This is a genomic window from Helcobacillus sp. ACRRO (genome assembly GCF_022347125.1).
In the GTDB taxonomy this organism is placed as follows: domain Bacteria; phylum Actinomycetota; class Actinomycetes; order Actinomycetales; family Dermabacteraceae; genus Helcobacillus; species Helcobacillus massiliensis.
This window is the reverse complement of record NZ_JAKRNG010000001.1, coordinates 84,683-111,626: the sequence shown is the minus strand read 5'-3', so window position 1 is coordinate 111,626 and position 26,944 is coordinate 84,683. Positions and strand designations below refer to the sequence as shown.

Genomic DNA, 26,944 nt, shown 5'->3' with positions numbered 1-26,944 from the left:
TTCAGTCCTCCAGCGGCATCAGCAGCACCGCCGCGGTGAGAACAGCCAGCGCAGCGAGCGCGATCAGACCATCGCCGAGCAGGACACCCGGCAGGGCGAGCGTTCCCAGTGCGCCGCTGACGATCACGATCACGAGACCCAGTGCGAGCGAGATCCCCACCACCGCCGCGCCCGCGAGCAGCAGCGGCCTGCGGGCCGAGCGCGCCAGCACCCCGTGCGCCGGGGTCAGCCCCGCCCATGCCCAGGACAGGTGCGCCACCGCGATCAGCACCGCCAGCACGCACGCGTGCAGCAGACTGACAGGCGGGTTCGCCCCCAGCGCGCCGATCGCCACGAGGAGGATCACCAGCCCCATATCGGAATCGGGGAAGAGAGTCTGGATGATCAGCAGCGCCAGCCCGGTGCCGACAACGCCGAGGGTGACCACTCCGGTGCCGAACTGGCCCTCCTCCGGGGCCACACCGATCAGGGAGAACAGCAGTCCCGCACCGGCGAGGAGGCCGGCGAGGCGCAGCAGCGCCTGCGAGCGGCTCATCGCCACAATGGAATCGGTGAGGCGGCTCAACCGGCCCTTCATCGACCGTCACCTCCCTGCCACGGCGCCACCGGGACGCCCTGCGAGATCAGCTGTGCGATCAGGACCTTGCGTTCGGCCACGCGCATGCCCCACGCGGTCGCCCAGGAGCGGTGGCTGGCGGGGACGTCGTCGCGGGCCGCCCGGGAGGCGAGGCCGGTGATGGCCGCCGGCATCGTGTCGATGACGTGCACGTCCGCGCCGGCGGCTCGGAGCCGGCCGATCTCGGCGGCGACCTCGTCGGTCAGCAGCGGCGACATCACGAAGGTGAGGGTGCCGCTGCGGACATGGCCGAGCGGGGTGAGCCGACGGATCGGGTCGCTCATCCGGTCCGCGCGAGCAAGCTGGTCCACGATGCGGCGCAGATGCCCCGGCCCGGTGCCGGCGGGGATCGACGCGATGCGGCTGCCGAAGTCGTGGACGCGGACACGGTCGCCGAGCCCGATGTAGCGGGAGGCGAGCGCGGCGACCGCACGGACCGTCAGGTCGAGGCTGGAGCCGGTGCGGTCGGCGAACGCGGAGGCGAGGGCGTGGACGTCGCGGTCGGTGTCGGTGATGAGCAGGACATCGGTGTCGCGCTCGGTGAACATCTCGTTGACGTGGATCTCGCCGGTGCGGGAGGTCACGCGCCAGTTGACGCGGTTGACGCGGTCGCCGGTGCGGAACGCGCGGACGGACGCAAGATCGATGCCGTCGCCCTTCGTCGCCGACAGGTGGGGCCCGGAGATGCCGAGCACGCGGTTCAGTCGGCGCTGCCCGGCACCGGCGGCGTCACCGGGGGAGACGCTGATCGTCGGCGGGGACACCGCTTCGGCGACGCGGCGCGCGCCGAGGATGTCCGCGTGCTGCACCACGAGCGGACCCATGTCGTACCGGCCCCAGCTCAGTGGCAGCAGCTGCAGGCGGGTGGCGCCGGCGCCGGTGATGAGGCCGTTGCGCGGAGTCATGCGCAGCGCGGCCTGCGCCGGCATGCCGACGCTCAGCAGCGTGTGGGGCGCAGTCGTGGACACTTCCACCGTTACGGGGTCGTCCTCCAGGACGCGCTGAGCGGACACGTGGGCGACTGCTGGCGGGGTTTCGTGGGCGGCGTCAGCGGTGCGGGGGCGCAGAGCGGCGGCGAGCGCGATGTACGCGATCAGCGGCAGCGCCACGATCAGCGCGTCGAGGCGGCCGTACGCAACCGCCAGCAGGCACAGCAGGAGAGCACCGCCGAGCGCGCGCGTGTGGGCGGGGGTGGCGGTGAGCTTCACGCCTGGTCCCGGGGCTCCACCGAGGTGCGGCCAACCGGGGTGCGGCCCACTGGAGTGCGGCCGACGGGGTCTGCGCCCTCAACAGAGCGGGCGCCGTCGGCGGGGCGGAGGTCGGTGGTGGGCTGCGCGGGCTCATCGGCCGGGAGGGCCCCGTCGGCCGACGGGGCGGGCACTGACGCGAGCACATCATCGACGACCGAATCGGTCGAGATGTTCTGCAGCCACAGCTCCGGACGGATCAGGATGCGGTGGCCCAGCACCGGGTGCGCCAGATCCTTGATGTCCTCCGGGATCACATAGTCGCGGCCCCGGATGAGCGCCCACGCCCGCGCCGTCGTGATGAACGCGAGCGACCCGCGCGGCGAGGCGCCCATCGCCACTGACGAATGCGACCGGGTCGCCTGTACGATCTCCACCGCGTATCGGCCGATCGCCTCCGACACGTGCACCGTCTCCACCGCGGCCTGCATGCCCAGCAGCTCGCCGTCCGCGAGCACCCGGTCCACGCTCTGCCCCTCCTGGCGTCGGCCCAGACGGCGCTCCAGGATCCCCCACTCGTCATCCACACTGGGGTAGCCGAACGCGAGCCGCAGCAGGAACCGGTCCAGCTGCGCCTCCGGAAGCGGGTACGTGCCCTCCGTCTCCACCGGGTTCGCGGTGGCGAGCACATGGAACGGCTCCGGCAGCTGATGCGTGGTGCCCTCAACCGTCACCTGGTGCTCCTGCATCGCCTCCAGCAGCGCCGCCTGCGTCTTCGGCGGGGTGCGGTTGATCTCGTCCGCGAGCAGCAGTCCGGTGAAGATCGGGCCCTGCCGGAACTCGAACGTGCCCGTGGCCTGCGAGAACACCTCCGAGCCCGTCAGGTCCGAGGGCAGCAGGTCTGGGGTGAACTGCGCCCGGCTGAACGGCAGGCCCAGCGCCTGCGCGAACGACCGTGCCGTCAGAGTCTTCCCCAGGCCGGGCAGGTCCTCGATGAGGACGTGGCCGCCGGCGAGGATCCCGGTGAGGACCTGCTCGAGGGCGCGGCGCTTGCCGACGACGGCGCGCTCCAGTTCATCGAGGATGCGGGTCGCGAGGCGGGACGCGTCGGCGACCGGCAGGGGCTGGACGGGGGAGTGCTGGGTCATCGGTGGCTCCTGGCGGGGCTGGTCGGGTCCGCTGGCCGCGGCGGTGCGGCCAGCAGCTGGTCGGTGAGGGCGTTCGCGTCGTCTACGAGCGCCTCGAGGTCGGGCGCGCCGCGGGAAGCGGCGGAGGCGAGTGCGGGTGGGATCTCCAGGCGGCGGCCGACGGATTCCGCCTGCGCCTCGGCGCCGGCCACGAGCGAGGACGCCATGTCGTGCAGGGCCCGCGTGTTGTAGGACGACCCGGTGAGGCCGCCGGAGAACAGTTCGTTGATGCGGCGCACGCGCGGGTCGTACCCGTCGGGGCGCAGCTCGTCCACCTCCGGGTGGCGGATGGGGAACAGGGTGAGGTGGGCGCGGCGGATGCCCTGCCGCAGCCAGAGAGCGAGGACCGCGCACGCCACCGCCGCCACCACCAGGAACAGCATGTTGATGCGCAGGTTCGCCGCTGCAGCGAGCGCAGCGGTGCCGAGCGCCGCGAGGACGGCGATGGTCAGGGCGATGAGGAGCCAGCGGGCGGCGGTGCGGGTCATCGGGCACCGCCTCGGCTGCTGGGGGAGACGGCGGGGGCGGAGTCGAGGTCCGCGAGCAGGGAGTCGAGCAGCTGCACCGCCCGGGCACGGTGCACCTCCCCGAGGGGGTGCGGGGAGAACATCGCCTGGCGGAACAGGTCGGCGAATTCGTCCACGTCCGACGCGTTCAGCGGCAGGTGCCGCAGGGCCCGCCGCATGTGGTCGGAGGGTGTGTCGGAGGCGAGACGGCGGTGCCCGTGGTCCTCCGCGGCGCGCTCCAGCTCCCGCCACGCCGCGATGATCGCCTCAGCGGCTGTGCCCTCCGCCACCAGGCGGGAGCGGGCGCGGGACAGGGTGGCGGCCGCGTCGTCCTGGCTGATCAGGCTGGTGGTGTCGATCGCGCCGGCGTCCGGCCGGACCGCGCGGGCGCTGCGGACCGCCCGGCGCACCAGGGCCACGACCAGCCACAGCAGAGCGAGCGCCGCCGCGACGATCACAGCCCACAGCAGCACCGTGAGCACCTGGTCGAGAACGGATCGCAGCGGTTCGATCTCATCCTGGTACCACTCCGGCTCCCCCTCCTGCAGCGGTGGGGGCGGCGGCGGGTTGTCGGCGAAGACGGGGCGCTGCGCGACCATGCCGTCCGGCAGCACCGCGATCGGCGACATGCGGGCGTGCAGGGACGCCGCGATCAGTGCGACGAGGCCGGCCGCCCACAGCAGCGGGGCGATGCGGATGCGGCGACCGCCCATCACGGCACATCCCGATGAGGGTGGGCGATGATGACGGACTGCTTCCCGGCGACCCGCGTGAGGATCACGGTCGCGGACTCGTCGCCGAAGCGCGCCGGCTTCAGACGGCGGCGCAGCTCCTCCGGCTCCACGGCCGTTCCGCGCTTCTTGAACTCCACCGTGCCGATCCTATGAGAGCGCAGGTGGGCCTGCAGGGCTTTCATCGAAAAATCGAAGACGTCCTCGACCGCGTACCCCTGCGCGAACGGCGAATCCACCCGCGCATCCGCCGTCAGGTAGGCGATGGACTCATCGATCAGGTCCGCATCGAGCCGGCGGGCGAGGGTACCGATCAGACCGGCCCGGATCACGGCGCCGTCCGGCTCGTACAGGTGGTCGCGGACCCCGTCGGCGGAGAGGTCGGGGTCGTCCGCGGCGTGGGGGCTGTCGGGGGAGGGGCCGACGGAGTCCGGATCGAGCCGGTGCACCTGGGACCCGTCGGCCCCCGTGAACAGCAGGGCGGAGCGGGCCACGCCCTCACGGGCGAGCGGCCCCAGATGCAGCACCGCCTCCAGCACCTGGCCCCGCCAGGAGATCCACTGTGTTTCGGAGCCCGTCGGCAGGTGGGCGTGGTCGATCGCGGGCGCCAGCTTCGCCGCGGTCGCGGGGGTGCGGCGAGCGAAGTCGAGGATGGTGGACAGCGGCGGAAGCGCCTGCTCCGGATCGTGGAGGCGGGCGCGGCCGGCCCGGCGCGCCGGGTCGAACCAGAGGCCCTGCACCCGCGCGGGGTCGAACGCCGTCAGGTCGCCCAGTTCGATGCGGGCGGTGGGGAACAGGCGCAGGTTCGCGGTAGCGACCGCGGCGGTCTCCTCGTCCTTCTCCACGCCGATCACCTCGAGCCCGAGGCCGGCCTTCGCGAGGGTGTCCCCGCCGATGCCGCAGCCGAGGTCCGCGACGCTGTCGATGCCGGCGTCGCGGAACCTCTGCGCGTGGTGGGCTGCGATCGGCAGGCGGGTGGCCTGCTCCAGGCCGTCCGGGGTGAACAGCATCTGGTCCGCGAACTCGCCGAACTTCTCGTGCGCCTTCGCCCGCAGACGCGACTGCGTCATCACCGCGGCCACCGTCTCCGCGCTGTGTCCGTCCCGCCGCAGCGCCTCGCCGAGCTGCAGGACGCGGGACTCGTCGTAGGCGGGCAGGGAGTTCAGCAGGGCGAACCCCTCGGGCGTGAGGACGGGGGCGAGAGCGGACATACCCGCAGTCTAGCGGCGCCTCACTTCAGCGAACCGGCGCTCAGACCGCCCACGATGCGGCGCTGGAACACCAGCACCATCACGATCAGCGGCACCGTCACGATCAGACCCGCCGCCATCTTCGTGCCGTACGGGGTGTCGAACTGCGAGGAGCCGGTGAACTTCGAGATCGCCACGTTCGCGGTGGTCATCTCCGGGGAGTTCACCATCGTCAGGGCGATGAGGAACTCGTTCCACGCCGCGATGAACGTGATGATCGCGGTGGTGAACACGCCGGGGGCGCTCAGCGGCAGGATGACGCGGAAGAACGCTCCCATGCGGGTGGTGCCGTCCACCATCGCGGCCTGTTCCAGCTCCACCGGCAGTTGGCGGAAGAACGCGTTGAGGTTCCACACCGCCAGCGGCAGCGCGAAGCTCATCGTGGGCACGATCATCGCCTGGTACGTGTTGATCCAGTTGAACGGGAACCAGTCGAAACCGCCGGAGAACATCTTCAGCAGCGGCACCACGAGCGTGATCACGGGGAACATCGACGTGGCGACGATCGCGAACATCACCAGCACCTTGCCCCAGAACTCCAGACGCGCCAGTGCGTACGCACCGGCGATGCCGAGGATCAGCACGAGGATGGTGGTGCCGCCGGCGACCACCAGGGAGTTCAGCAGCGCCCGAATGAAGTTGTTCGACGGGTCGAACACGGCGCGGAAGTTCTCGAAGGAGACGGGGTTGGGGATGAGGTCGGTGGAGCGGCCCTGCGTGGGCAGGCGCAGCGCCGAGACGGTCATCCAGTAGAACGGCGCGAGGCAGTAGATGAGGATGAACGCGATTCCGAGGCCCACGATGATCTTCGCGCCGCGCTCGCCCTTGCGCTTCTCGGGTCGGGCGGGGGCGGCGGGGCGGCCGGAGGAGGCCGACGGGTTCTGCGCGGACGGGGTCGAAGCGGCGGTGCTCATGCCATGCTCCCTTCACTGGTGGTGACCAGGCGCTTCGGCTTCGAGCCCTTCGCGCGCTTCTTCTTCGTGCGGGTGGACGACTCGCCGAGGACATCGGCGCCGAGCAGCCTGATGAACAGGAACGCCACCAGGCAGATGTAGCAGAACAGCACCATCGAATACGCCGATGCCATGCCGTAGTCGGTCTTCGTGGCGGCGTCCTGCGCGAGCATCGACAGGGTCTGGCCGCTGCGGAGCTTGCCGAGCAGCACGTAGGGCAGGTCGAACATGCGCATCGCGTCCAGCAGGCGGAACAGGACCGCGACCACGAGGACGGGACGGATCAGCGGCAGGGTGATCGACCAGAAGGTGCGCCAGCGTCCGGCGCCGTCCACCTTCGCGGCCTCGTACACCTGCTCGTCGATGGTCTGCAGGCCCGCGAGGGTGAGCAGGCCGATGTAGGGCGCGGTCTTCCAGATGTCCGCGATGAGGACCGCGGCCTTCGCCTGCCAGCCCTCTGTGGTCCACAGGATCTGGTAGTTCAGCAGGCGGTTCGCGATGCCGTTCGCATCGAAGATCAGCTGCCACATGAGGGCGGACACCACGGTGGGGATGGCCCAGGGGATGAGAATGGAGGCGCGGATCAGGCCGGTGGCGCGCAGGGCGCGGGCCATGATCAGGGCCATCGCTACGCCGAGCACCGTCTCGATGCTGACGCCCACCACGGTGAACAGGGTGGTGTTCCAGAACGCGTTCCAGAAGCCGGCTCCGGCGCCGGAGGAGGTGAACGCGTCGGCGTAGTTCTGCAGGCCCACGAAGGTGTCGCCCTGCTGCAGCAGGCCGGTCTCGGGGTCCACGCCGTCGTCGGCGCGGAAGAACGACTGCCAGATCGACAGCACCAGCGGGAAGCCCACCACAACGGCGAGCAGGATCAGGGTGGGCAGGAGGAGCAGGTACGCCATTCTGCTCTCCGCCCCGAACAGACGGGACTTCACAGCCACATCGGGCCTTCTTTCATCGGGGGAGGGGCGAGGAGGGCGGGGTGCCGGCCGCTCTGCCGGCGTCCCCGCCCTCCGTCACGGTCAGGACTCGAGGGATTCGAGCTGCTTCTGCAGCTCGTCCATCGCGGCCTTCGCTTCCTTCTCACCGGAGAACACGGCGTAGCCGGCCTCCTGGATCGCCTGGGTGACATCCCCGTACTTCACGACCTGCGGGCGCGGCGTGCCGCCGTCGATCGCTTCCTTCAGGGTCGGGAAGAACGGGAACTTCTTCAGCACTTCCTCGTCCTCGTAGACCGCGGCCGACGCCGGGGCCTGAGCGGTCGCGATCGCCCACTCCTTCTGCTGCTCTTCGGCGGCCATGAAGGCGATGAAGTCCACCGCCGTGCCCTGGTTCTTGCCGAACGCGGAGATGGCGTAGTTGAGGCCGCCGAGGGTGGAGGATCCGGGCTTGTCGCCGACGCCGGGGATCGGGGCGACGTCGATCTTGCCGTTCACCGAGGAGGAGCCGTCCTCGTTCTGGGCGAGCTCCCACACGTACGGCCAGTTCTGCAGGAACGCGAGTTTGCCGTCCTGGAACGCCTGGCGGGACTCCTCCTCCTTGTAGGTGAGGGCCTCCTTCGGAATGTGCTTGGAGTCGAAGCCGTCGCGGACTGCCTGCACACCGGCGATCACGTCGGGGGTGTTGACGGTGGGCTTGCCCTGGTCGTCGAACAGGGCGCCGCCGGCGGACTTCGCCAGGCCGGTCAGCTGCACGGTCAGGCCCTCGTACTTGGAGTACTGGGAGCCGAAGCCGAGGGTGTCCTTGCCGTCGGGGGACCTCCTGATCTCGTCGATCAGCTGGTACATCTCCTCGAAGGACTTCGGCGCCTCTTCGGTGCCGGCGGCGGACAGGAGGTCCTTGCGGTAGAAGAGGAGCTCGGCGTTGGTGGTGAACGGGACGGCGTAGAGCTTCTTGAAGTACCTGCCGGTCTCCACGGTGGCGGGGATGAGCTCCTTCAGCGGGAACTTGTCCTCCGGCAGCTCCACCACCCACTGCTGGGCGGCGAACTCGGCGGTCCACACCACGTCGAGGCCGAGCACGGTGAAGGCATCGGACTTCGCCTGCGCGTTGTTGATGAACTGGGCGCGCTGCTCATCGGCGGACTCCGGCAGCTCCGAGAGGGTGACCTTCTCGTCGGGGTGCTGGGAGTTCCACTTCTCGAGGAACTCCTTCAGCTTGCCGGAGGTGTCCTTGCCGGTCGCGAAGGTGATGGGGCCGCGCTCGTCGAAATTGCCCTGGGCGGGCTCGGCGCCGCCGGAGGAGGACTTGTCGCCTCCGCAGGCAGCGAGACCGAGAGCTGCTGCGCCGGCAGTGCCAGCGGCGAGCACACCGCGGCGGGAAGGGGTGAAGCCAGATGACATTGGGGTTCCTCCTTGAATCCAGGCGCCGAACAGCGCCTCTGTGACCATACTGTAATACGTGTGATCTGCTGCATCCGGAGCCTTTCGCCCGCTGGATCAGGGCGCGAGCTTCACCAGCGCCTTCTGCAGTGCCTTCATCTCCGGCTCCACCTCGGCCTCGCCCGAGATGATGCGGTACGCCGACTCCTGGATCGCCTGCGTCACCTCTGCGTAGCGCACGGTCGGCGGACGCGAGACGCCTGCGTCGATGCCCTCCTTCAGTGCCGTCCAGAACGCGTACCTGTTGATCAGATCCTTGTCCTCGTACAGGGAGGTGAGGGTCGGTGCCTGCGCGGTCGCCATTGCGAACTCCTTCTGCGACTCCTCCTTCACCAGGTAGGAGATGAAGTCCGCGGCTGTGCCGTGATTGCCGGCGAACGCGGAGATCGACCAGTTGAGACCGCCGAGAGTGGAGGCGCCCTTCTTCCCGCCGATGCCCGGCAGCGGCACGAGGCCCACCTTTCCGGTGACCTTCGAGGATCCGTCCGTCTTGTTCACCAGTTCCCAGATGTACGGCCAGTTCTGCATGAACACCAGCCGGCCGTCCTGAAACGCCTGGCGGGACTCCTCCTCCTTGTAGGTGAGCGCCTCCTTCGGGATGACTCCGGAATCGAACGCCGACCGCAGCTCGGTCATGGCGCGGATCGCTTCGGGGGAGTCGGCGTGGGGTGTTCCCTCGTCGTCGAAGAGCACACCGCCGGCGGAGGCGATCAGGCCGGTGATCTGCACTGTCAGCCCCTCGTACTTCGCGAACTGGGAGCCGAACCCGAAGACTGACTCCTCCTTGCCGGTGATGGCCTCGGCGATCTCGAACATCTCCTCCACCGAGGTGGGGGCGCTGTCAGCACCTGCCTTCTCCAGCAGGTCCTTGCGGTAGAACAGCAGCTCCGCGTTCGATGCCCACGGCACGCCGTAGAGGCGGTCGAAGTAGGTGGCGGTGGTGACGGTGGACGGGACCATGTCGTCGAAGGGGAAGCGGTCCTTCGGCAGCTCCACCACCCACTTGTTGGCGGCGAACTCCGCCATCCACACCACGTCCATGCCGAGGACCGTGTACGCGTCGGACTTCGAGCGAGCGTTGTTGACGAGCTGCACACGCTGCTCGTCGGCGCTTTCGGACAGTTCCAGGAATGTCACCTCTTCGTCCGGGTGCTCCTTGTTCCACGCCTCCACCTGGCTGCGCAGATGCCCGGTGGTGTCCTTTCCCTTCGCGAGGGTGATGGGGCCCCGCTCGCTGAAGTCCGCCTTCGCGGGCTCGCCCGGATCGGAGCCATCGCCGGAGCCTTTGGAACCGCAGGCGGCGACGGCACCGGCGGCGAGGGCGGCAGCGGTGCTCGCCATCATGGTGCGGCGACTGGGGGAGGTCCAGGTGCTCATCGGAGCGTCCTCTCATCGGAGCCGGATGTGGTGCGCATCACTGTAGCCCACCCGGATACAGTGGCCCCATGCCCATCCACTCGTCCCTCGGCCCCGTGCAGTGGCGCGCCGTCGTCCAGCAGGTCGCGCAGCTGCCCGATGCGCGCACCCGAACCCTCCCCACCGTCGAGGCCGGCGGGCTGGTCCTCGCCGCACCCCTGCTCGCCGCCCGGCCTGCGCCCCAGTTCCCGCAGAGCGCGATGGACGGCTTCGCGATCCGCAGCATCGACGCCCCGCACCGCACCTACCGCGTCATCGGCGACATCCCCGCCGGCGTCACTGGCGACATTCTCACCGCCGACGGGGACCGACTCGACCTGGACCACTCCACGCTCGATGAGCAACCGTCGGCCCTGAGGATCATGACCGGCGCCCGCGTCCCCGACGGCTTCGACATCGTCGTCCCCGTCGAGCACACCGACGCTGAGCAGACCGGTGACGCACCCGCCTCCATCACCATCCACCCCGACGCCGCCGCCGAACCGGCCACCTTCACCCCGGGCCGGCACATCCGCGACATCGGAGAGGAGATCCCGCTCGGCGCCGAACTCGCCGAGGCCGGGCGCCGCCTCACCCCCACCCTGATCGCGGTCGCGCTCGCCGCCGGCACCAGCGAGGTCACGGTCGAGCAGCCGCGCCGCGTCGCGATCATCATGACCGGAGACGAACTGGTCTCCGCGCACTCCGCGGACGCGGGTGACAGCGGTGAGGTCCTGGAGTCGAACGGGCCGGCGCTCGCGGCGTCCCTGCGGCACTTCGGTGTCCGTTCGAGCGTGGAGCACATCAGCGATGAGCCGGCCGCCCTGATCGCCGCCGTGGCCCGCCGCGCCGCGGACAGCGACCTCATCATCACCACCGGCGGCGTCGGCTCCGGCGCGTACGACGTCGTCAAGGCCGCGTTCGCCGCCGGCTCGGACTCCCCAGCGGCGGGTGCGTCCCGATTCGAGCACCTGGCGATGCGCCCCGGCGGACCGCAGGGCGTCGGCACGTACCAGGGGGTGCCGATGGTGCACCTGCCGGGCACACCCGTCGGCGCGATCGTCGGGTTCCACCTGTTCATCCGGCCCCTGTTCGAAACGGTCCCCTCGGACATCATGGTCCCCGCCGAACAAGCGGAGGAGGCGAACACCGGGCACGGGCCGCGCACGCCCCGTCGCCGCGGCGCGGAGGTGAAGCCCGCCGTGATGGAGCACCGCGAGGGCGCCGTTGTGGTCCGGGAGGTTCCCGGCCGGCGCCTGCTGCCGTACGCCACCGCTGATGCGATGATGGTGACCGGTCTGCAGGGCACCGACGAGGTCCTCGTGATTCCCCTGCTGACCGGGGAATGACGGATCCGGAGGGAAGAACTATGGCTCGACGCGACGACCCCGCCACGATGGCGGAGCTGCAGGCGTTCATCGACTCGCTCACGGCGGAGGTGGACGGCATGCCGGCGATCGACGACGACGCCCGGGACCGCATCCTCGGCGTCACCGGTGTCACCGCGCACGGCATTGTGCGCCCCGCCGGACCGATCGCGTCGCTGCTGATCGGCTACCTCGTGGGCACCGGCCGCGCCGCCTCCTGGCAGGACGCCGCGGACACGGTCCGCGCCGCAGTCCGCGCCCGCATGGACGAGCACCCCGCTGATGACCGCTGAGCCGAGCGGAACCACTGACCGGCCGCTGGAGACGCTGCGGGCGCGCTCCAGCCTGTGGATCGGCGTGGTTGCGCTGGCGCTGGTGATCATCCTCGTGGGCAACGCCGTCCTCACGGTGGGGGCGGCCGACGGGCTCCGACGCTTCGGCCCGGTGATGCTGCTGATCGCGGCGCTGCTGGTGGTGGTGATGATCCTGCCGGGCGTGCGTGTGTTCACCGACCGCATGGAGGTGCGGAACATTCTGCACACCTACCGGATCCCGTACAGCGCGGTGGATCGGGTGCGGATCGGGTCGATGCTGAAGATCGATGCGGTGGATGCCCGCGGCGAGAACCGGACGGTGACGGCGTGGAGCGCCCCGGCGATCCGGAAGCAGGGCCTGCTGGACGCCTTCTCGCGGACGTCCTCGAAGAAGCCGCCGACCGCGCCGATGGGGCAGACGTCCAGTGCGCAGCTGCTGGCGGAGCAGAAGGCGTCGGCGGCGTGGCCGCTGAAGGAGCGGGTGGACGGCTACCAGGACCATCATCTGGTGGACGGTGAGCTGACCGGGGCGATGCAGGTGCGGCTGAACGGCATCAGCATTGCGGTGCTGGCGGCCTCCGTCGGCCTGATCGCCCTGCAGGCGCTGGTGTAGATCGGCCTGCAGGCGCTGGTGCAGCGAGAAGCGGCCCCGCATCCGTGATGGATGCGGGGCCGCTCTGATCGTCAGCGCGTCAGCTGGAGACGGGCATCAGGCCTTGAAGCCGACCTTGGTCCAGTCGGTGGATTCGAACTGCGCGGCACCGATGTTGACCAGGCCCTTCTTCACACCGACCACGATCGGGGTGGCGTAGAACGGGAGCACCGCGTAGCCTTCGGCGAGCTTCTTGGAGAACTCGTTGGAGGCGTCGATGCGCTTCTGCGGGTCGAGCTCGGTCTGGACCTTCTTCGCGATGTCCTTCAGAGCCGGATCCTCGTAGCCGGAGTAGTTCTGTGCCGAGCCGGGGAGGAACAGGTTGATGCCGCCGAGCTGCGGCAGGTAGCTGCCCACCCACGAGAACGTCACAGCGGAGAAGGAGCCCTTGAGGATGTACTCGGAGAAGTACGCGTCCGGCGGCACGGTCTTCAGCTTGACCTCGAAGCCGATCGCGTTGAGGTCCTTCATCACCTGCGAGGCGCGGTCCGAGTTGGACTTCGTCTCGGCCGGGATCACGATCTCGAAGGCCAGCTTCTTGCCGTCCTTCTCGTAGACCTTGCCGTTCTTCTTGTAGCCGGCGTCCTGGAGCACCTTCTCCGCAGCAGCGGCATCAGGGGCGTCGAGGGATCCGCCGAAGGAGTCCTCGTAGCCCTCCTGGCCCGGCATGAAGATGTAGTTGTTCGCCAGGACCACCGGGGCGTCCAGCGGACCGACCACGGCGCGGCCGACGGCGTCGCGGTTGACCGCCTTGAAGATCGCCTCGCGCACCTTGATGTCACCCAGCGCACCCTCGGCGGATTTGGTGTTGATGGTCAGGTGGGTCCAGGTCAGACCGTTGGACTTCTGGATGTCGGCGTCCTTGCGGCCCTTGGCCTGGCCGTAGGTGTCGCCGTCAGCGATGTCGATCATGTCGATCTCGCCGTTGGCGAACGCCTGCGGGGCGTTCTGCTGGGTCACAACGCGGAAGATGATCTTGTCGAGCTTCGCCTTCTCGCCCCACCACTTGTCGTTGCGCTCAAGGGTGACCACGCCGCCGTTCTTGTCGAGGTTTGCGATCTTGAACGGTCCCTTGCCCGGCATGGGCTCGCTGATGTGGCCCTCGTTCCACTTCTTCGGGTCCTTGGCGACCTCTTCCTGCATGCCCGGGTAGAGGAAGGCCATCCAGTCGGGGAAGGAGCTCTCGAACTCCACCTCCATCTCGAAGTCACCCTTCGGACGGACCTCTTTGATGAGCTCCCAGCCCTGGGTGGAGGTGACGGTGTAGGCCTCGTCCTTGCCGGACATCGCCTTCGCGTACGCCGCGTAGTCCTTGGTGGTGACGGGCTTGCCGTCGTCCCACTTTGCGTCCTTGTTGTACTTCACCGTGACGATCTGCGGGTCCTCGCTGGTGATCTCGGCGGATTCGATGTACTCGGGACGGAACTCCAGCTTGCCGTCCTCGAGGACTGCGATGCCGTTGTTGTCGCCCAGCGGCCCCATGATCGTGGTCAGCGAGACCTCGTTGCCGTCCGGGTGGGAATTGTTCCAGTTCGCGGGGATCTGGGAGATCGCCATGCTGAGGGAGCCGCCGTCCTTGACGTCGGCGTACTCGACTTTCTCCCACGCGGTGGAGGGCAGCTCGGCCTGCTCCTTGGCCTTCTTCTCGTTGTCCTTCTTCGCTTCCTCAGCCTGCTGCTCGGAGGTCTTCTGCGAGCAGCCCGCAACGGCTGCGGCCACGCCGGTGACAGCGGTTCCCTGGAGGAACAGACGACGGTTCGTCGAAATCTTCATGGTGTTCTCTCTTCCTTAGAACGTCACTGGGCACCAGTGACGAGATTGGATGTGTCCACGTTGTCGAGACGTGAGATCTCATCGGCGTAGTGGCACGCCACTCGCGATGCGCCGTGGGGGACCCCGGCGGGGTCGTCCGTCCGGCACCGGGACTGCTGCTCGTCGCTGAGCAGCGGTCGAAGGGGGCACCGGGATGCGAAGTTGCAGCCGGTGATCGTCTCCGTGGGGCTCGGCAGGTCCCCTTGGAGAAGAATGCGCTGACGCGACCGCTCCGTTGCCGGGTCGGGGACCGGCACGGCCGACATCAGGGCCCGCGTATACGGGTGCTTGGGGTGCTCGAACACGTCCTTCACCGGACCGTATTCGACGATGCGGCCCAGGTACATCACCGCGATGTAGTCCGAGATCTCCCGGACGATCGCGAGGTCATGGGCCACGAACAGGTAGCTGAGGCCGAGCTCGTCGCGCAGGTCCTCCAGCAGGTTGATGACACCGGCCTGGACGGACACGTCCAGAGCGGACACGGGTTCGTCCAGCACGAGCAGCTTCGGCTCGGTGATCAGAGCACGGGCGATGCCGATGCGCTGACGCTGACCACCGGAGAACTCGTGCGGGTAGCGGTCCGCCATCGAGGCGTACAGGCCCACGCGCTCCAGCAGTTCGCGCACCTTGCGGTGGCGCTCAGCCTTCGGCACGCCCTGCACGGTCAGCGGCTCGGCGATCAGTTCGCCGACCGGCATGCGCGGGTCCAGCGCCGCCATCGGGTCCTGGAACACGATCTGGACGTCCCGGCGCATCGCCAGACGCTGCTTCGCGGTGAGCGTGGCGACGTCCGTGCCGTCGACCACGAGGCGGCCGGCCTGCGGCTTCACCAGCTCCATGATCTCCAGGGCGGTGGTGGACTTGCCGGAACCGGACTCTCCCACGAGGCCGAGGGTCTGGCCGGGGCGGATCTCGAAGTCCACGCCGTCCACGGCCTTCACAGCGCCGACCTGGCGACGGAACACCGAGCCCTTCATCAGCGGGAAGTGGCGCACGAGGCCTTCGGCCTCCACGATCGGGGCGAGGGCATCGGAGTCCCCGATCGCGTGGGGCACGTACTCGGGGCGCGGGAAGATGTCGGCACTCGTGAGGGTGCCGGCGGCGATCTCGCCGGCGCGGTGGCAGGCGGCGGTGCGGCCGGGCACGTCCTCGAAGCCGAGCAGTTCGGGCTCCTCCTGGTGGCAGATGTCGATCGCGGCCGGACAGCGATCAGCGAAGGGGCAGCCCTTCGGCAGCGCGGCCGGGCTCGGCGGGCGGCCTTCGAGGGGAACGAGGCGGTCCTTGCCGGCGGTCAGCATGTTCGGCACGGAGCGCAGCAGCCCCATCGTGTACGGCATGCGCGGCTGGGCGAAGACCTCGTCCACATCGCCCTTCTCCACGAGCTTGCCGGCGTACATGACGGCCACGCGGTCCACGTTGCCGGCGACCACGCCGAGGTCGTGGGTGATGAGGACGACGGCAGCGTCGGTCACCTCCTTCGCCTTCTGCAGCACCTCGAGGATCTGCGCCTGGATGGTGACGTCCAGAGCGGTGGTGGGCTCATCGGCGATGATCAGCTGCGGGTCGTTCGCCATGGCGATGGCGATCATGGCGCGCTGACGCATGCCGCCGGAGAACTCGTGAGGAAACGCCTTGACGCGGCGCTCCGCGCCGGGGATGCCGACGATCTTCAGCAGTTCGACCGCGCGCTTGTGCAGCGCATCGGCGGAGACGTTCTTGTTGTGGAGCGTCAGCGCCTCTTCGATCTGCTGACCGATGGTGTACACCGGCGTCAGAGCCGACAGCGGGTCCTGGAAGATCATCGAGATCTCGCGGCCGCGCAGGTCGGAGAGCTCGCGATCGCTCTTGTGGAGCAGCGATTCACCGCGGTAGGTGATGCTGCCCTCGATCTGGGCGCTGGAGGGCAGCAGGCCCATCACTGCCATCGAGGAGACGGACTTACCCGACCCGGACTCGCCCACGATGCCGAGGAACTCGCCCTCGTGGACTTCGTAGTTGACGCCGCGGACGGCGCGGACGAGCCCGTTCTGGTTGGGGAAGGAGACCGACAGGTCTTGAACGCGGAGCAGGGGCTCAGGCACGGTTCACCTCACTGGTGGGGTCGATGGCGTCGCGCAGCGCATCGCCGACGAGGTTCACGGCGGTCAGCAGGGCGACGAGGAAAGCGGCGGGGAACAGGAACAGCCACGGGCGCGTGATGGCCGCGTTCTGGCCCTGGGCGATGAGCACGCCGAGGGAGATGTCAGGCGGCTGGATGCCGAGGCCGAAGAAGGACAGGGCGGTCTCGGAGAGGACGGCGCCGCTGACGCCGATGGCGGCGTCCACGATCAGCAGCGAAGCCACGTTCGGGATGATGTGGCGGTGCAGGATGGTGAACGTGCCCACGCCCATGTAGCGCGCGGCCTTGACGTACTCGCGGTCCTTCAGCGACTTGGTCTGGTTCTTCACGATCTGCGCCATGATCATCCAGCCGAACGCGCCGATCGCGACCACGAGGATCAGCCAGGACTGCGAGGCGAGCATCGGCGAGACGATCATCAGGACGTAGAACACCGGCAGCACGAGCAGCAGGTTCACGAGCCAGTTCATCAGCATCTCAACCCAGCCGCCGAGGTAGCCGGCGAGCGAGCCGAAGAACGCGGCGATGAGGGTGGCCAGCGGGGCCGCGAGGAAGCCGATCAGCAGGGACTTGCGCAGGGCGTGCACGAGCGAGACGTACAGGTCCACGCCGATCGAATCGGTGCCGAACCAGTGCTGGCTGGAGGGCGGGGAGTTGAAGTTGTAGATGTCCTGCTCATTGAGCTCGTACACGTTGATCATGCCGCCGAACGCAGCGAACAGGGCGATGCCGGCGATCACGACGCCGCCGATCCAGAAGTTCGGCTTGCGCTTGAGGCGGCGCCAGACCAGCTGCGAGCGGGAGATCGGGCGCTCGCGCTTCTTGTCGGTCGCCTCATCCGAGAGGGGTGCGGTGGGCTCCAGGTCCTGGGGGAGGTCCGGGGCGGTGTCTGCAGGAGGTGCGGGGTTGTTCGTTGACATGGGTCAGACCCTCACTCTCGGGTCGAGCGCTGCGTAGAGGATCTCCGACAGCATGGAAGAGAACAGGATGATGACGGCGGTGAAGCACACGTTGCCGGTGAGGGCGTTGACGTCGGAGACCTGCACCGCGTTGATGCCGTACTGGCCCATGCCGGCCCAGGAGAAGATGATCTCCAGGAACGCCGAGCCGGCCACCAGGGTGCCGAAGGCGTAGGCGAAGTAGGTGGACATCGGGATCAGTGCCACGCGCACGCCGTGCTTGATGAGGGCGTGGTTGCGGGTGGCGCCCTTCGCACGCGCGGTGCGGATGAAGTCCGAGCCGAGGACGTCGAGCATGACCGAGCGCATGTAGCGGGAGTAGCCGGCGGCGGAGAACAGGATCAGCACGATGGTCGGCAGGATCATGTGGTTCAACCGGTCCAGCAGCTTCGGCAGTCCGTCCTCGACCCCGGGCGTGTAGGCGCCGGTGAAGCGGATCAGCTGGAAGCCGAGGGAGTTGTTCAGCCAGGTGGTGAGCACCATCAGCAGCAGACCGAGCACGAAGGTCGGGGTGGAGATCAGCACGAACGAGGCGTAGGAGACGATCTGATCGCTCGCCTTGTACTGGCGGACCGCGCCCCACACGCCGAGGGTGACGCCGAGGATCGCCCCGATGAGGACACCGGCGAACAGCAGCTGCAGGGAGACGCCGGCGCGCAGGCCGAGCTGATGCATGACCCAGTCGCCGTTGAGGTCCTCGTTGAGCTTCTGGATCCACGGCTTGGTGAACACGTCGGTGATCCACCGCCAGGTGCGCTCCAGCACGGGGGTCTTGTCGTTCATGTTGACGCGGTCGAGGATCGCGTCCACCGATGCTTCGGGGATCGGCTCGCTGGACGTCAGGTACTTCCGCCGAGGGAAGAAGAACGACGAGGCCGCGATGTACGCGAAGAGGGTCGCAATCACCGTGAGGATCAGGTAATTGACGAGCCTCCTGAGGAGGTATTTGATCACGGAAGGTCTCCGATTCGGACAGTAGGGGACGTCTTCGATGCCGCCGGGAGGGGCTGGGCTATGCAGGACATGCATGCTCCTCTCGGGTCAGCGTCCGCTGGGTCAGCGGGCGCTCGGCGTCGGATCCGGCCGGCCATGGTGCGTGGGGTGCGCCGGTGGCGGCGAAGGTGAGTTGACCTGCTCTTTCATCGCTGAAAGACGGGGACTGTGGGCCAGCTCTCGATGAACCTTACCTCATGTGAGAGGGGGCACTCGTTGCCTAGATCACGGGCGTTACCGACTTGTTATATTTGCCCGTTCGTCATCCGGTGGCAGGATGATGAATATGAATGCAGACCCCGCTCCTCGCCGACCCGAACCCCTCAGTGCCCAGGAGGCGCGGCGCTACTCCCGCCACCTCCTGCTGCCCGAGTTCGGTGAGCCCGGACAGAGCCGGCTCCTCGGGGCGCGGGTCGCGGTGGTGGGTGCCGGAGGGCTCGGATCTCCGATCCTGCAGTACCTCGCGGCCGCCGGGGTCGGCCGGATCACGGTGTTCGACCCGGACGTGGTGGACGAGTCCAACCTGCAGCGGCAGATCCTCCACACCGAACAATCGGTCGGGCGCCCGAAGGTGGAATCGGCAGTGCGCGCGGTTTCTGCCCTGAACTCCGCGGTGGAGATCACGGCCGTGCCGGACTCCCTGCGCGCGGACACCGTCCTCGACCAACTCGCCGGCCATCACCTGGTGCTCGACGGCACCGACAACTTCCCCACCCGCTACCTCGTCTCCGACGCCTGCGAGATCCTCAACCTCCCCCTCGTATGGGGGTCGATCCTGGGGTTCCACGGACAGCTGTCGGTGTTCTATAGCGATTCAGGTCGCGGCATAACCTACCGCGATATGCACCCGAATCCTCCGAAACCGGGAGAGATCCCCTCCTGCTCCGAAGCGGGGGTCATCGGCACCGTGGTCGGCGTGATCGGCACGTCCATGGCGATGGAAGCGGTCAAGGTCCTCAGCGGCGTGGGTGAGCCGCTGCTCGGGCGCGTCGGCATCTTCGATGCGCTGCGCGGCGAATGGGACTACCTGCCGCTGCGCCGCACCCCGGGCCGCGAGGCCGTCACCGAGGTCGAGGACCTGGCCCTCACCTGCGGCTTCGCCCCCGTGGAGCGCGGCACCACGACCGCACCGAACTTCACCGAACCGACCACCAAGGAGGCCGACGGAACCATGCACGCAGAGATCCTCACCCCTCAGGAGGCCCTGGCCGCAGCGGCGGCGGGGGAGCGCACTCTCATCGACATCCGCGAGGCGGATGAGGTCGCCGGCGGGATGCTGCCCGGCGCGATCCACATTCCGATGGGACGACTGCTGGGGTTCGCGCGCACAGGCGAGGGGGCACCCGTCGGCCCCTTCTCGGATCCGCGGGAGCTCAGCGGCGCGATCATCCACTGCCAGGCCGGCGGCCGCAGCGCGAAGACGCAGGCGCAGCTCGCCCAGCTCGGCATCGAGGTTGCGGACATGGCCGGCGGCTACGCGGCCGGCGCCAGCTGATCAGCCGCCGGCGAACGGGGGCAGAACGTCCACCCGGTCACCGGCGCTCAGCGCCGCCGACTCATCCGAGCAGGCGGCGGAGTTCAGCAGAAAGCTGCTGCGCGACAGAACCGTGCGCGCATCCTCGCTCGCATCCGAGCGCAGCGCCGCCAGCAGAGCACCGAACGTGTCGGCCTGCACGGTGCGCTGCTGCGCGCCGAAGGCGTGGGCGGCGCCGGCGAAGAAGCGGACATCGACCGACGGATTCTCAGACATTCTCATCCTCCGATTGCGGACATGGGGCGGTCGGGCTGCACGAAGTCGGGCCGGTTCATTCCGTGACCGGCCTGCTTGCCCCACTGGGCGGCCCGCCACCGGTCAGCGATGTCCTCATCGCTGCCGCCGCCGCGCATGAGATCCAGCAGGTCCGTCTCCTCATGGGAGAACAGGCAGGTGCGCACCCGGCCCTCGGCCGTGAGCCGCGTGCGGGTGCAGGCGGCGCAGAACGGCTGCGTGACCGAGGCGATCACACCGACGGTGCCGAGCACCTCGGAGTCCGGGCCCGCCTCGCGCAGGCGCACCTGGAAGGTCTCCGCGGGGGCGCTGCCGCGCGGTTCAGCAGTCGGGGTCAGCAGGAAGCGGCCTGAGAGGATCGCGTGCACATCGGCCGCAGTGATCATGGACGTGCGGTTCCAGGCCTTGCCGCCGTCGATCGGCATGTACTCGATGATCCGCAGTTCGAAGCCGCGGTCCAGGCACCACTGCAGCAGGTCCGGCGCTTCATGGTCGTTCACACCGGGCTGCAGGACGGCGTTCACCTTGATCGGGTCCAGGCCCGCAGCCTGCGCGCCCTCCAGCCCCGCCAGGACGCGGTGCAGCAGGGGGCGGCGGCTCATCGCCTCGAACGTCTCGGAGACCACGGAGTCCAGGGACACGTTGATGCGGTCCAGGCCCGCATCCACCAGCTCCTGGGCGCGGATGTCCAGACCGATGGCGTTGGTGGTCAGCGCAATGTTGGGGCGCGGCTCGAGCGCGGCGACCCCCGCGATGATCTCCGCGAGATCGGGGCGGGTGAGCGGCTCTCCGCCGGTGAAGCGCACCTGGTCCACGCCGAGGTGCTCCACGCCGATGCGGACGAGTCGCACGATCTCATCCACGCTCATCAGCTGGTTCTTCTTCAGGAACTCCATGCCCATCTCCGGCATGCAGTAGGTGCAGCGGAGATTGCAGAAGTCGGTGAGGGAGACCCGGAGGTCGTTCGCGGTGCGGCCGAATCGGTCGATGAGCCCCGGGACGTTCGGGCGGCCATCAGTGGAGAGGTCCGTGGTGGTCGGATCCACCGATCGCGGCCTCGGCATGCCGAGGGAGACTGCCATCAGCGCATTCACCTCTTCTCGATCGGCTCGGAGCGCGTCGGGCCCCGAGGTCCCACCAGCCTACTGGTGGTCCGCGATAACCTGAAGGGACGGTCATCCCGGCTCACACCACGAGGAGGTCACGATGTCCGCCCCCACTCGGATCGATGAGCATCAGCAGGCGGTGCGCGACCTCATCGCCCGCATCGCCCCGCGCGATCTGGCCCCGGTGGAGACGGTCAACCTCCTGGATGCGACCGGTCGCCGCCTCGCCGCCGATGTGCGTTCACCCATCGCGATCCCCGCGCGGGACAACTCCGCCATGGACGGCTTCGCGATCTCCACCGACAGCACCCGCTCCACGGCCGACGGCGACCGGATCACCCTTAAGCTCGGCCCGATCATTGCCGCCGGCCATGACCCCGGAGTGCTCGAACCCCACACGGCGCGCGCCATCATGACCGGCGCCGCGACCCCCGAGGGGTGCGACGCGATCGTCCCCGTGGAGGAGACGGACCTCGGCCGATTCGCGCAGATCGCCGCACTCCGCCCCGAGGACACGGGAGCCGACGGAGGCCTCAACGACCACCGCACCGGCGACGCCAGCGGCATCGGCGCCGAGGCCATCACGATCACCCTCGGCCCGCAGCACCGAGAGGTCGGCCGCTTCATCCGCCGCGCCGGCTCCGACACGGAAGCGGGGGATGTCGCCGCCCGTGCCGGCACGGTGCTGACGCCGCGGCTCATCGGACACCTGGCCTCCGTCGGCCTGCAGAGCGTGGAGGTGACCGAGCGCCTGCGCGCCGTTGTCGTCTCCACCGGCGCCGAACTGGGGGAGGGCGCCGGGCAGGTGCGCGACGCCAACGGCCCCGCCCTCGTCACGGCACTGCGCGAGATGGGGGTGGACGCTGTCCGCTGCGTGCGCGTGGGCGACGACCCGCGCGCCCTGATCGACACCGTCACCATGGCGCTGCGGGAGACCGGCGCGCAGCTGATCGTCTCCTCCGGCGGCGTCAGCGCCGGCGCTGTGGAGCCGATCCGGCAGGCCGCCCGATTGGAGGGCTCCCCGCTGCGGCTGGCGTTCCACACCGTCGCCATGCAGCCCGGCGGCCCGCAGGGGCTCGGCGTGTTCACCCGCTCCAGCGGGGAGGAGGTCGCGTGGATCGCACTGCCCGGCAACCCCGTCTCCGCGCTGGTCAGCCTGGAGATGTTCGTGCGTCAGGCCGTCGGCGCGTCCGCCCGGCCGCGTGTGCGTTTGGAGGTGCGCACCCAGACCGGAGAGGATGAGGCCTCCCCGCCGGGACGCACCCAGATCCGCCGCGGCCGCATCCAGACCGATTCGACCGTCCGGCTCGTCGGCGGGCCCGGATCCCACCTGCTGGGCGCCCTCGCCCTCGCCGATGCCCTGGTGATCATCCCAGCGGACACGACCACGATCCACGACCGCGACTCCTTCGAGGTGATGGTGCTGACATGACCAGCGACAACAGTGACACCCGAGCAGCCGGCGACCCCGCCGCGGGCGCCGGCGGCCTCTCGCACGTGCGGGCCGACGGATCCAGCCACATGGTCGACGTCACCGACAAGTCCGTCACCACCCGCGAAGCGACCGCTGAAGCCACTCTCGTCACCCGCGCCGACGTCATCGAGAAGATCATGACCGGTGACCTCCCGAAGGGGGAGGCGCTGAGCGTGGCCCGCGTTGCGGGGATCATGGCGGCGAAGCGGACCAGTGAGCTCGTGCCCCTGTGCCACCCGCTGCCGATCACGAAGGTCAGCGTGGACTTCGCGCCCACCGGCACGGACGCGATCACCGTCACCGCGCAGGTGCGCACCACCGGCCGCACCGGGGTCGAGATGGAGGCGCTGACCGCCGCCAGCATCGCCGCCGTCACCCTGTTCGACATGATCAAAGCCGTGGACCACCTCGCCGTGATCCAGCAGACCCGCGTCCTCGCCAAATCCGGCGGCAAGAGCGGCGACTGGTCCCGCACCCCCGAGAACGAGGAGACCCCCCGACCATGACCGACCACCCCTTCACCGCGCAGGTCATCATCGCCTCCACCCGCGCCGCCGACGGCACCTACGAGGACCGCACCGGCCCCATCCTCACCGACTGGCTCACCGCCCTCGGCTGGACGGTGCCCGAGCGCGTCATCGTGCCCGACGGCCCCGAGGTCGGCGAGCAGATCGGCCGCGCCCTGCAGGCCGGCGCCGACGTCATCATCACCTCCGGCGGCACCGGCATCAGCCCCAGCGACGTCACCCCGGAGCAGACCGCCCCCTACCTGGAGCGGCAGCTGCCCGGCATCCCCGAAGCGATCCGCCACCGCGGCCTGGATAACACGCCGCTCGCTGCCATCAGCCGCGGTCTGGCCGGCCTCAACGGCCGCACCCTCATCGTCAACCTGCCCGGTTCCCGCGGGGGCGTGCGCGACGGCATGGTGGTGCTGGAGCCGATGCTCGCCCACCTGATGGAGCAGCGCGACGGAGGCGGCCACGAATGAGCAGCGACTCCTCCGTGCTGCCCGAGGACATGGTCCGGCCGCAGGATCCGCGCGACCCCAGCCTCGGACCCGTTGAGCACCGCATGCGCCTCGCCCTCGTCACCGAGGAGGCCGTGAGCGTGCAGGAGATGGCGCGGCTCGTCGCGGATGAGCGCTGCGGCGCCGTGGTCACGTTCGACGGCGTGGTCCGCAACCACGACGAGGGCCGCGGGGTTCAGCGCCTGGCCTACACGGCGCACCCGTCGGCCCAGCAGGTGATGGACGAGGTGCTGGCGGACGTCACCGGGCGGTTCCCGGACGTCATCATCGCGGCGGCGCACCGCTACGGCCCCCTCAGCATCGGCGACTGCGCGCTCGCCTGCGCCGTCGCCGCCCCGCACCGCAAGCGCGCGTTCGAGGCGTGCGACGTGCTCGTCGACGAGGTGAAGGCGCGGCTTCCGATCTGGAAGGAGCAGCACTTCGACGACGGCACCCAGGAATGGGTCGCGGCCCTTGGCTGATCTGAACCTCGACCACGTCCGCGGGGTCCTGTTCGCGATGGACGTGCCCCCGAGCAGCTGAGCAGCCTGCCGCTCGCCCGAGCCGTCCTCGACGCACTCGAGGCCCACCGCATCCGCCTGGCGGTCGTCGGCCTCTCCGAGCGCGGGGTGAAGCGCCTGCTCGCGGACCTCGAGCGCTGGCGCACCAGGGAGGCCTGGCGCGGGGCCGACGGAGCCGCGATCGAACAGGACCTGCGACGAATGGCGGACGAGCAGCGGCTGCGCCGCCGGCCCGCCCGTGCCCGCATCGGCGAGATCCGCCGCATCACGCGGATCATCAGGCGCATCCCGACCCGGATCCGCGAGGACCTGGAGATCCCCTCGTCCGCACCGGTTCTCCTGGGCATGGTGGGCTTCATGCTGTACGCGCTGCGGTCCGAGTCCGGCCGCACCGAGACCGACGACGCGCCCGCTCCCGAACCCGAGCGCGCACGGGCAGGGGCGCCCCTGGGCCTCGGCGCCCCGCCGGGAACTGAGACCGGAAGCAGCACAGATCCCACGGAGCATCGGCGCAGCCGACTTCTCACCGTCCCGTTCCCGCAGCGCCGGCTCATGGGGGTCGCCCTGTGGCTGCTCGGACTGCTGCCGGTGCTGGTGTCCCTCACCAGCCTGCTGGACGGTGCTGACCCGTTGAGGCGCCGCGCGCGCCTCGCGCAGCGTCGATAGTCTGGGCCCATGCGCATCCTGCACCTCACCGACACGCACATCAGCGCGGCGGACCCCAGCGGCGGCCCAGTCCTCCACCAGGGGCGGATCGACGCCCGCGCCGCCCTCGACGGCGTTCTGACCAGGCTCGCGGACATCGGCCCGCTCGATGCGGTCGTCCACTCCGGTGACGCCTCCGATGACGGCTCCGAGGACTCCTACCGCCACCTCGAGCGCGTGATCGGCGACTTCGCCCGCGCCCACGGCGCCGAGCACACCATCGCGATGGGCAACCACGATGTGCCCGCGGGCTGGAATGCCGCGACGGGGCTGCCCACGGTGCGCTGCCAACGGGTCGGCGACGGCCGCATCATCACTCTGGACACCTCAGTTCCGCGCGCGGGATACGGCCACGTGGGCGCCGAGCAGCGGGAGGAGGTCGCAGCGATCCTCGCCGAGAGCGTCGACGGGCCGACCATCGCCGTGCTGCACCACCCGCCCTTCCCCGTCACCTCCCGACTGTTCCAGGCGCTCAGCCTCGACGGCCTGGACGAGCTGCGCGAGCTGCTGGAGGGCCGCGTGGACCTGATCCTCTCCGGCCATCTGCACGCCGCGACCAGCGGCCGGCTGGGGAGCGTGCCGGTGCACGTGGCGCCGGGCATCGTCAACGTCACGGATCCGTCGGCCGCGCTCGCCGGCGAGGCAGGGGAGAAGGAGGTCGCGCTCGGCCTCAGCGGCGCCAGCCTCGTGGATGTTGGGGCCGACGGGTGCCGCATTCAGTCGTTCCACTGGCCGAACGCAGGGGACACCGGCGAGGTGACCGAGCCGGTCTACTCGTTCGATGCCGACACGATCACCCGGATCGTGGAAGCGGCGGGCCGGAAGTGAATTCCTGAACCACACGGTTCGCATTCCCGCAGCGAAGATCTGTTCACTCAGATGAATGAATGATGAATGGGAAGAATCTCTGCGGCGAATAGTCGGTGCGGCGGATTCGTTCGGCCGGGCTTCGGGCATGAAGAACGCCACCTGGGTCAACCAGGTGGCGCTGCAGCGTACTGACGGGGAGGGCGGCTCAGCGACCGATGCCGAGAGCGGTGACGCCCTGTGCGGTGTGGCTGTGGGCGATGGCCGCGACGTTCGAGTTGTGGCGCGAACCGGGGACCACGCTGCCGCGCTCCACGTCCTGGCCGACCATCTTGCGGCTCAGGTTGCCGAAGAAGCGCTCGGTCCAGCGAGCGGACTTGGTGGATGCTGCTGCGTTCTGCATAACGAATGCCCCTTCCTCGCCGATTCCCCATCGGCCTCTGCCAAAGCTTGTGACTCCATTCTAAAGAGGCCGAGTCGCCCGCCCCAAGCGAATTGTGAGCCGCAGAACCCTGTGATCCCCGTCTGTGGCGCAGCTCTATGAAACGAGTCTCCCCGGGTGGGACCAGGGTCCCCATTCGGGCCCTGCCGGAGCGCAGGTCGGGAGTGCTGAGCATCTCGCAGGGGCAGTCGGTTCACCGTTGGCGAACGGGTGCGGGCGCAGTTGGCACTCGTGTTGCATGAGTGCCAATGCCGCCACTAGGCTGACCGCATTGGCAGTCTCCGCCGGAGAGTGCCAGCCAGTGGATTCGGGCCGGTCGGCACCGCGACGACGACCGCCCCACCGATGGATCCGCTGATCTCTGATCATCAAGAGTCAAAGGAGAGAGGTCGCATGTCGGTCTCCATTAAGCCCCTCGAGGACCGTGTCGTCGTCAAGCCGCTCGAAGCCGAGCAGGTCACTGCATCGGGCCTGATCATTCCGGACACCGCGAAGGAGAAGCCCCAGGAGGGCGAGGTCGTCGCCGTCGGCGAGGGCCGCTTCGACGACAAGGGCCAGCGCGTCCCCATGGACGTCAAGCTCGGCGACAAGGTCGTGTTCTCCAAGTACGGCGGCACCGAGCTCAAGTACGGCTCCGAGGAGTACCTCGTTCTGAGCCAGCGTGACATCCTCGCAATCATCGAAGGCTGA

Annotated in this window: 28 protein-coding genes; 11 read left to right on the top strand and 17 right to left on the bottom strand. The window is 69.2% G+C overall.

Annotated elements, in window-relative coordinates; all coding sequences use genetic code 11:
- Window position 1 precedes the first annotated feature (1 nt).
- The 10 genes from MHY20_RS00535 to MHY20_RS00490 form a co-directional block, all read right to left on the bottom strand.
- Window positions 2–577 (bottom strand): hypothetical protein, encoded by a 576-nt coding sequence (locus MHY20_RS00535; protein WP_239373789.1) that lies wholly within the window; start codon window positions 575–577, stop codon window positions 2–4.
- Window positions 574–1,824: a DUF58 domain-containing protein gene (locus tag MHY20_RS00530; RefSeq protein WP_183377112.1), complete on the bottom strand. Its 1,251-nt coding sequence runs from the start codon at window positions 1,822–1,824 to the stop codon at window positions 574–576. The genes MHY20_RS00535 and MHY20_RS00530 overlap by 4 nt, the downstream gene beginning before the upstream one ends.
- Window positions 1,821–2,951 (bottom strand): MoxR family ATPase, encoded by a 1,131-nt coding sequence (locus tag MHY20_RS00525; protein ID WP_239373787.1) that lies wholly within the window; start codon window positions 2,949–2,951, stop codon window positions 1,821–1,823. Before MHY20_RS00525 ends, MHY20_RS00530 begins: the two co-directional genes overlap by 4 nt.
- Window positions 2,948–3,478, bottom strand: coding sequence for a hypothetical protein (locus MHY20_RS00520; protein ID WP_239373785.1), 531 nt, complete (start codon window positions 3,476–3,478; stop codon window positions 2,948–2,950). The genes MHY20_RS00525 and MHY20_RS00520 overlap by 4 nt, the downstream gene beginning before the upstream one ends.
- Window positions 3,475–4,209 (bottom strand): DUF4129 domain-containing protein, encoded by a 735-nt coding sequence (locus MHY20_RS00515; protein WP_239373783.1) that lies wholly within the window; start codon window positions 4,207–4,209, stop codon window positions 3,475–3,477. Before MHY20_RS00515 ends, MHY20_RS00520 begins: the two co-directional genes overlap by 4 nt.
- Window positions 4,209–5,438, bottom strand: a complete 1,230-nt coding sequence (locus MHY20_RS00510) for a class I SAM-dependent methyltransferase (RefSeq protein WP_239373781.1) — start codon at window positions 5,436–5,438, stop codon at window positions 4,209–4,211. The genes MHY20_RS00515 and MHY20_RS00510 overlap by 1 nt, the downstream gene beginning before the upstream one ends.
- Before the next feature lie 20 nt (window positions 5,439–5,458).
- Window positions 5,459–6,391 carry a carbohydrate ABC transporter permease gene (locus MHY20_RS00505; protein WP_239373779.1) on the bottom strand — a complete coding sequence of 311 codons (933 nt, stop codon included), beginning with the start codon at window positions 6,389–6,391 and terminating at the stop codon, window positions 5,459–5,461.
- Window positions 6,388–7,332, bottom strand: a complete 945-nt coding sequence (locus MHY20_RS00500) for a sugar ABC transporter permease (protein WP_239373777.1) — start codon at window positions 7,330–7,332, stop codon at window positions 6,388–6,390. The genes MHY20_RS00505 and MHY20_RS00500 overlap by 4 nt, the downstream gene beginning before the upstream one ends.
- Window positions 7,333–7,452: 120 nt before the next feature.
- Complete coding sequence (locus MHY20_RS00495; RefSeq protein WP_239373775.1) at window positions 7,453–8,772, bottom strand: ABC transporter substrate-binding protein; 1,320 nt, start codon at window positions 8,770–8,772, stop codon at window positions 7,453–7,455.
- A gap of 96 nt (window positions 8,773–8,868) precedes the next feature.
- Window positions 8,869–10,188: an ABC transporter substrate-binding protein gene (locus MHY20_RS00490; protein WP_239373773.1), complete on the bottom strand. Its 1,320-nt coding sequence runs from the start codon at window positions 10,186–10,188 to the stop codon at window positions 8,869–8,871.
- Between the two features lie 68 nt (window positions 10,189–10,256).
- Here MHY20_RS00490 and MHY20_RS00485 point away from each other — a divergent pair, with 68 nt between their 5' ends.
- Genes MHY20_RS00485 through MHY20_RS00475 form a run of 3 tightly spaced genes read left to right on the top strand, consistent with a single transcriptional unit; the run spans window position 10,257 to window position 12,500 of the window.
- Entirely contained in the window at window positions 10,257–11,555 is a 1,299-nt protein-coding gene (locus MHY20_RS00485) for a molybdopterin molybdotransferase MoeA (protein WP_239373771.1), read from the top strand.
- Window positions 11,556–11,575: 20 nt separating this feature from the next.
- Window positions 11,576–11,866 carry a DUF6457 domain-containing protein gene (locus tag MHY20_RS00480; RefSeq protein ID WP_239373768.1) on the top strand — a complete coding sequence of 97 codons (291 nt, stop codon included), beginning with the start codon at window positions 11,576–11,578 and terminating at the stop codon, window positions 11,864–11,866.
- Window positions 11,856–12,500, top strand: a complete 645-nt coding sequence (locus tag MHY20_RS00475) for a hypothetical protein (RefSeq protein ID WP_239373765.1) — start codon at window positions 11,856–11,858, stop codon at window positions 12,498–12,500. Before MHY20_RS00480 ends, MHY20_RS00475 begins: the two co-directional genes overlap by 11 nt.
- Window positions 12,501–12,596: 96 nt before the next feature.
- On the opposite strand, the gene MHY20_RS00470 is transcribed toward MHY20_RS00475, so the two are convergent.
- Genes MHY20_RS00470 through MHY20_RS00455 form a run of 4 tightly spaced genes read right to left on the bottom strand, consistent with a single transcriptional unit; the run spans window position 12,597 to window position 18,386 of the window.
- Window positions 12,597–14,312 carry an ABC transporter family substrate-binding protein gene (locus MHY20_RS00470; RefSeq protein WP_183375888.1) on the bottom strand — a complete coding sequence of 572 codons (1,716 nt, stop codon included), beginning with the start codon at window positions 14,310–14,312 and terminating at the stop codon, window positions 12,597–12,599.
- 23 nt (window positions 14,313–14,335) lie between these two features.
- Complete coding sequence (locus MHY20_RS00465; protein WP_239373762.1) at window positions 14,336–16,435, bottom strand: ABC transporter ATP-binding protein; 2,100 nt, start codon at window positions 16,433–16,435, stop codon at window positions 14,336–14,338.
- Window positions 16,428–17,393 carry an ABC transporter permease gene (locus MHY20_RS00460; protein WP_183375886.1) on the bottom strand — a complete coding sequence of 322 codons (966 nt, stop codon included), beginning with the start codon at window positions 17,391–17,393 and terminating at the stop codon, window positions 16,428–16,430. Before MHY20_RS00460 ends, MHY20_RS00465 begins: the two co-directional genes overlap by 8 nt.
- A 3-nt stretch (window positions 17,394–17,396) precedes the next feature.
- Entirely contained in the window at window positions 17,397–18,386 is a 990-nt protein-coding gene (locus tag MHY20_RS00455; RefSeq protein WP_183375885.1) for an ABC transporter permease, read from the bottom strand.
- 325 nt (window positions 18,387–18,711) lie between these two features.
- On the opposite strand from MHY20_RS00455, the gene MHY20_RS00450 reads away from it, so the two are divergent.
- Entirely contained in the window at window positions 18,712–19,920 is a 1,209-nt protein-coding gene (locus tag MHY20_RS00450) for a HesA/MoeB/ThiF family protein (RefSeq protein ID WP_239373759.1), read from the top strand.
- Here the strand turns inward: MHY20_RS00450 and MHY20_RS00445 are convergent, their stop codons facing one another.
- Both MHY20_RS00445 and moaA read right to left on the bottom strand, forming a co-directional pair.
- Window positions 19,921–20,175 (bottom strand): MoaD/ThiS family protein, encoded by a 255-nt coding sequence (locus MHY20_RS00445; RefSeq protein WP_239373756.1) that lies wholly within the window; start codon window positions 20,173–20,175, stop codon window positions 19,921–19,923. It abuts the gene before it with no gap.
- A 2-nt stretch (window positions 20,176–20,177) separates the two neighbouring features.
- A complete protein-coding gene (moaA, locus tag MHY20_RS00440; protein WP_183375957.1) occupies window positions 20,178–21,257 on the bottom strand; it encodes a GTP 3',8-cyclase MoaA in 1,080 nt (359 codons plus the stop codon).
- Window positions 21,258–21,399: 142 nt separating this feature from the next.
- Here moaA and glp point away from each other — a divergent pair, with 142 nt between their 5' ends.
- The 6 genes from glp (at window position 21,400) to MHY20_RS00410 (ending at window position 25,833) form a co-directional block, all read left to right on the top strand.
- The gene (gene glp / locus MHY20_RS00435; protein ID WP_239373753.1) at window positions 21,400–22,731 is read left to right on the top strand and encodes a gephyrin-like molybdotransferase Glp; all 1,332 of its coding nucleotides are present in this window, start codon (window positions 21,400–21,402) and stop codon (window positions 22,729–22,731) included.
- The gene (moaC, locus tag MHY20_RS00430) at window positions 22,728–23,279 is read left to right on the top strand and encodes a cyclic pyranopterin monophosphate synthase MoaC (RefSeq protein ID WP_183375878.1); all 552 of its coding nucleotides are present in this window, start codon (window positions 22,728–22,730) and stop codon (window positions 23,277–23,279) included. Before glp ends, moaC begins: the two co-directional genes overlap by 4 nt.
- Window positions 23,276–23,761 carry a MogA/MoaB family molybdenum cofactor biosynthesis protein gene (locus tag MHY20_RS00425; RefSeq protein ID WP_183375876.1) on the top strand — a complete coding sequence of 162 codons (486 nt, stop codon included), beginning with the start codon at window positions 23,276–23,278 and terminating at the stop codon, window positions 23,759–23,761. The genes moaC and MHY20_RS00425 overlap by 4 nt, the downstream gene beginning before the upstream one ends.
- An 83-nt stretch (window positions 23,762–23,844) precedes the next feature.
- On the top strand, window positions 23,845–24,261 hold the full coding sequence (locus MHY20_RS00420) for a molybdenum cofactor biosynthesis protein MoaE (protein WP_239373860.1): 417 nt from the start codon (window positions 23,845–23,847) through the stop codon (window positions 24,259–24,261).
- A 147-nt stretch (window positions 24,262–24,408) separates the two neighbouring features.
- Entirely contained in the window at window positions 24,409–24,966 is a 558-nt protein-coding gene (locus tag MHY20_RS00415; protein WP_239373750.1) for a hypothetical protein, read from the top strand.
- Between the two features lie 9 nt (window positions 24,967–24,975).
- Window positions 24,976–25,833: a metallophosphoesterase gene (locus MHY20_RS00410; protein WP_239373747.1), complete on the top strand. Its 858-nt coding sequence runs from the start codon at window positions 24,976–24,978 to the stop codon at window positions 25,831–25,833.
- A gap of 187 nt (window positions 25,834–26,020) precedes the next feature.
- On the opposite strand, the gene MHY20_RS00405 is transcribed toward MHY20_RS00410, so the two are convergent.
- Window positions 26,021–26,215 carry a hypothetical protein gene (locus MHY20_RS00405; RefSeq protein ID WP_183375872.1) on the bottom strand — a complete coding sequence of 65 codons (195 nt, stop codon included), beginning with the start codon at window positions 26,213–26,215 and terminating at the stop codon, window positions 26,021–26,023.
- 432 nt (window positions 26,216–26,647) lie between these two features.
- Between MHY20_RS00405 and groES the strand changes: the two genes are divergently transcribed.
- A complete protein-coding gene (gene groES / locus MHY20_RS00400; RefSeq protein ID WP_183375871.1) occupies window positions 26,648–26,944 on the top strand; it encodes a co-chaperone GroES in 297 nt (98 codons plus the stop codon).

Excerpts from the sequence above, each read along its gene's own strand:
- MHY20_RS00535 (WP_239373789.1), bottom strand. The coding sequence starts at position 577 with ATGAAGGGCCGGTTGAGCCGCCTCACCGATTCCATTGTGGCGATGAGC.
- MHY20_RS00525 (WP_239373787.1), bottom strand. The coding sequence starts at position 2,951 with ATGACCCAGCACTCCCCCGTCCAGCCCCTGCCGGTCGCCGACGCGTCC.
- MHY20_RS00520 (WP_239373785.1), bottom strand. The coding sequence starts at position 3,478 with ATGACCCGCACCGCCGCCCGCTGGCTCCTCATCGCCCTGACCATCGCC.
- MHY20_RS00515 (WP_239373783.1), bottom strand. The coding sequence starts at position 4,209 with ATGGGCGGTCGCCGCATCCGCATCGCCCCGCTGCTGTGGGCGGCCGGC.
- MHY20_RS00510 (WP_239373781.1), bottom strand. The coding sequence starts at position 5,438 with ATGTCCGCTCTCGCCCCCGTCCTCACGCCCGAGGGGTTCGCCCTGCTG.
- MHY20_RS00505 (WP_239373779.1), bottom strand. The coding sequence starts at position 6,391 with ATGAGCACCGCCGCTTCGACCCCGTCCGCGCAGAACCCGTCGGCCTCC.
- MHY20_RS00500 (WP_239373777.1), bottom strand. The coding sequence starts at position 7,332 with ATGGCGTACCTGCTCCTCCTGCCCACCCTGATCCTGCTCGCCGTTGTG.
- MHY20_RS00495 (WP_239373775.1), bottom strand. The coding sequence starts at position 8,772 with ATGTCATCTGGCTTCACCCCTTCCCGCCGCGGTGTGCTCGCCGCTGGC.
- MHY20_RS00490 (WP_239373773.1), bottom strand. The coding sequence starts at position 10,188 with ATGAGCACCTGGACCTCCCCCAGTCGCCGCACCATGATGGCGAGCACC.
- MHY20_RS00485 (WP_239373771.1), top strand. The coding sequence starts at position 10,257 with ATGCCCATCCACTCGTCCCTCGGCCCCGTGCAGTGGCGCGCCGTCGTC.
- MHY20_RS00480 (WP_239373768.1), top strand. The coding sequence starts at position 11,576 with ATGGCTCGACGCGACGACCCCGCCACGATGGCGGAGCTGCAGGCGTTC.
- MHY20_RS00475 (WP_239373765.1), top strand. The coding sequence starts at position 11,856 with ATGACCGCTGAGCCGAGCGGAACCACTGACCGGCCGCTGGAGACGCTG.
- MHY20_RS00470 (WP_183375888.1), bottom strand. The coding sequence starts at position 14,312 with ATGAAGATTTCGACGAACCGTCGTCTGTTCCTCCAGGGAACCGCTGTC.
- MHY20_RS00460 (WP_183375886.1), bottom strand. The coding sequence starts at position 17,393 with ATGTCAACGAACAACCCCGCACCTCCTGCAGACACCGCCCCGGACCTC.
- MHY20_RS00450 (WP_239373759.1), top strand. The coding sequence starts at position 18,712 with ATGAATGCAGACCCCGCTCCTCGCCGACCCGAACCCCTCAGTGCCCAG.
- MHY20_RS00445 (WP_239373756.1), bottom strand. The coding sequence starts at position 20,175 with ATGTCTGAGAATCCGTCGGTCGATGTCCGCTTCTTCGCCGGCGCCGCC.
- moaA (WP_183375957.1), bottom strand. The coding sequence starts at position 21,257 with ATGCCGAGGCCGCGATCGGTGGATCCGACCACCACGGACCTCTCCACT.
- glp (WP_239373753.1), top strand. The coding sequence starts at position 21,400 with ATGTCCGCCCCCACTCGGATCGATGAGCATCAGCAGGCGGTGCGCGAC.
- moaC (WP_183375878.1), top strand. The coding sequence starts at position 22,728 with ATGACCAGCGACAACAGTGACACCCGAGCAGCCGGCGACCCCGCCGCG.
- MHY20_RS00425 (WP_183375876.1), top strand. The coding sequence starts at position 23,276 with ATGACCGACCACCCCTTCACCGCGCAGGTCATCATCGCCTCCACCCGC.
- MHY20_RS00420 (WP_239373860.1), top strand. The coding sequence starts at position 23,845 with ATGCGCCTCGCCCTCGTCACCGAGGAGGCCGTGAGCGTGCAGGAGATG.
- MHY20_RS00410 (WP_239373747.1), top strand. The coding sequence starts at position 24,976 with ATGCGCATCCTGCACCTCACCGACACGCACATCAGCGCGGCGGACCCC.
- MHY20_RS00405 (WP_183375872.1), bottom strand. The coding sequence starts at position 26,215 with ATGCAGAACGCAGCAGCATCCACCAAGTCCGCTCGCTGGACCGAGCGC.
- groES (WP_183375871.1), top strand. The coding sequence starts at position 26,648 with ATGTCGGTCTCCATTAAGCCCCTCGAGGACCGTGTCGTCGTCAAGCCG.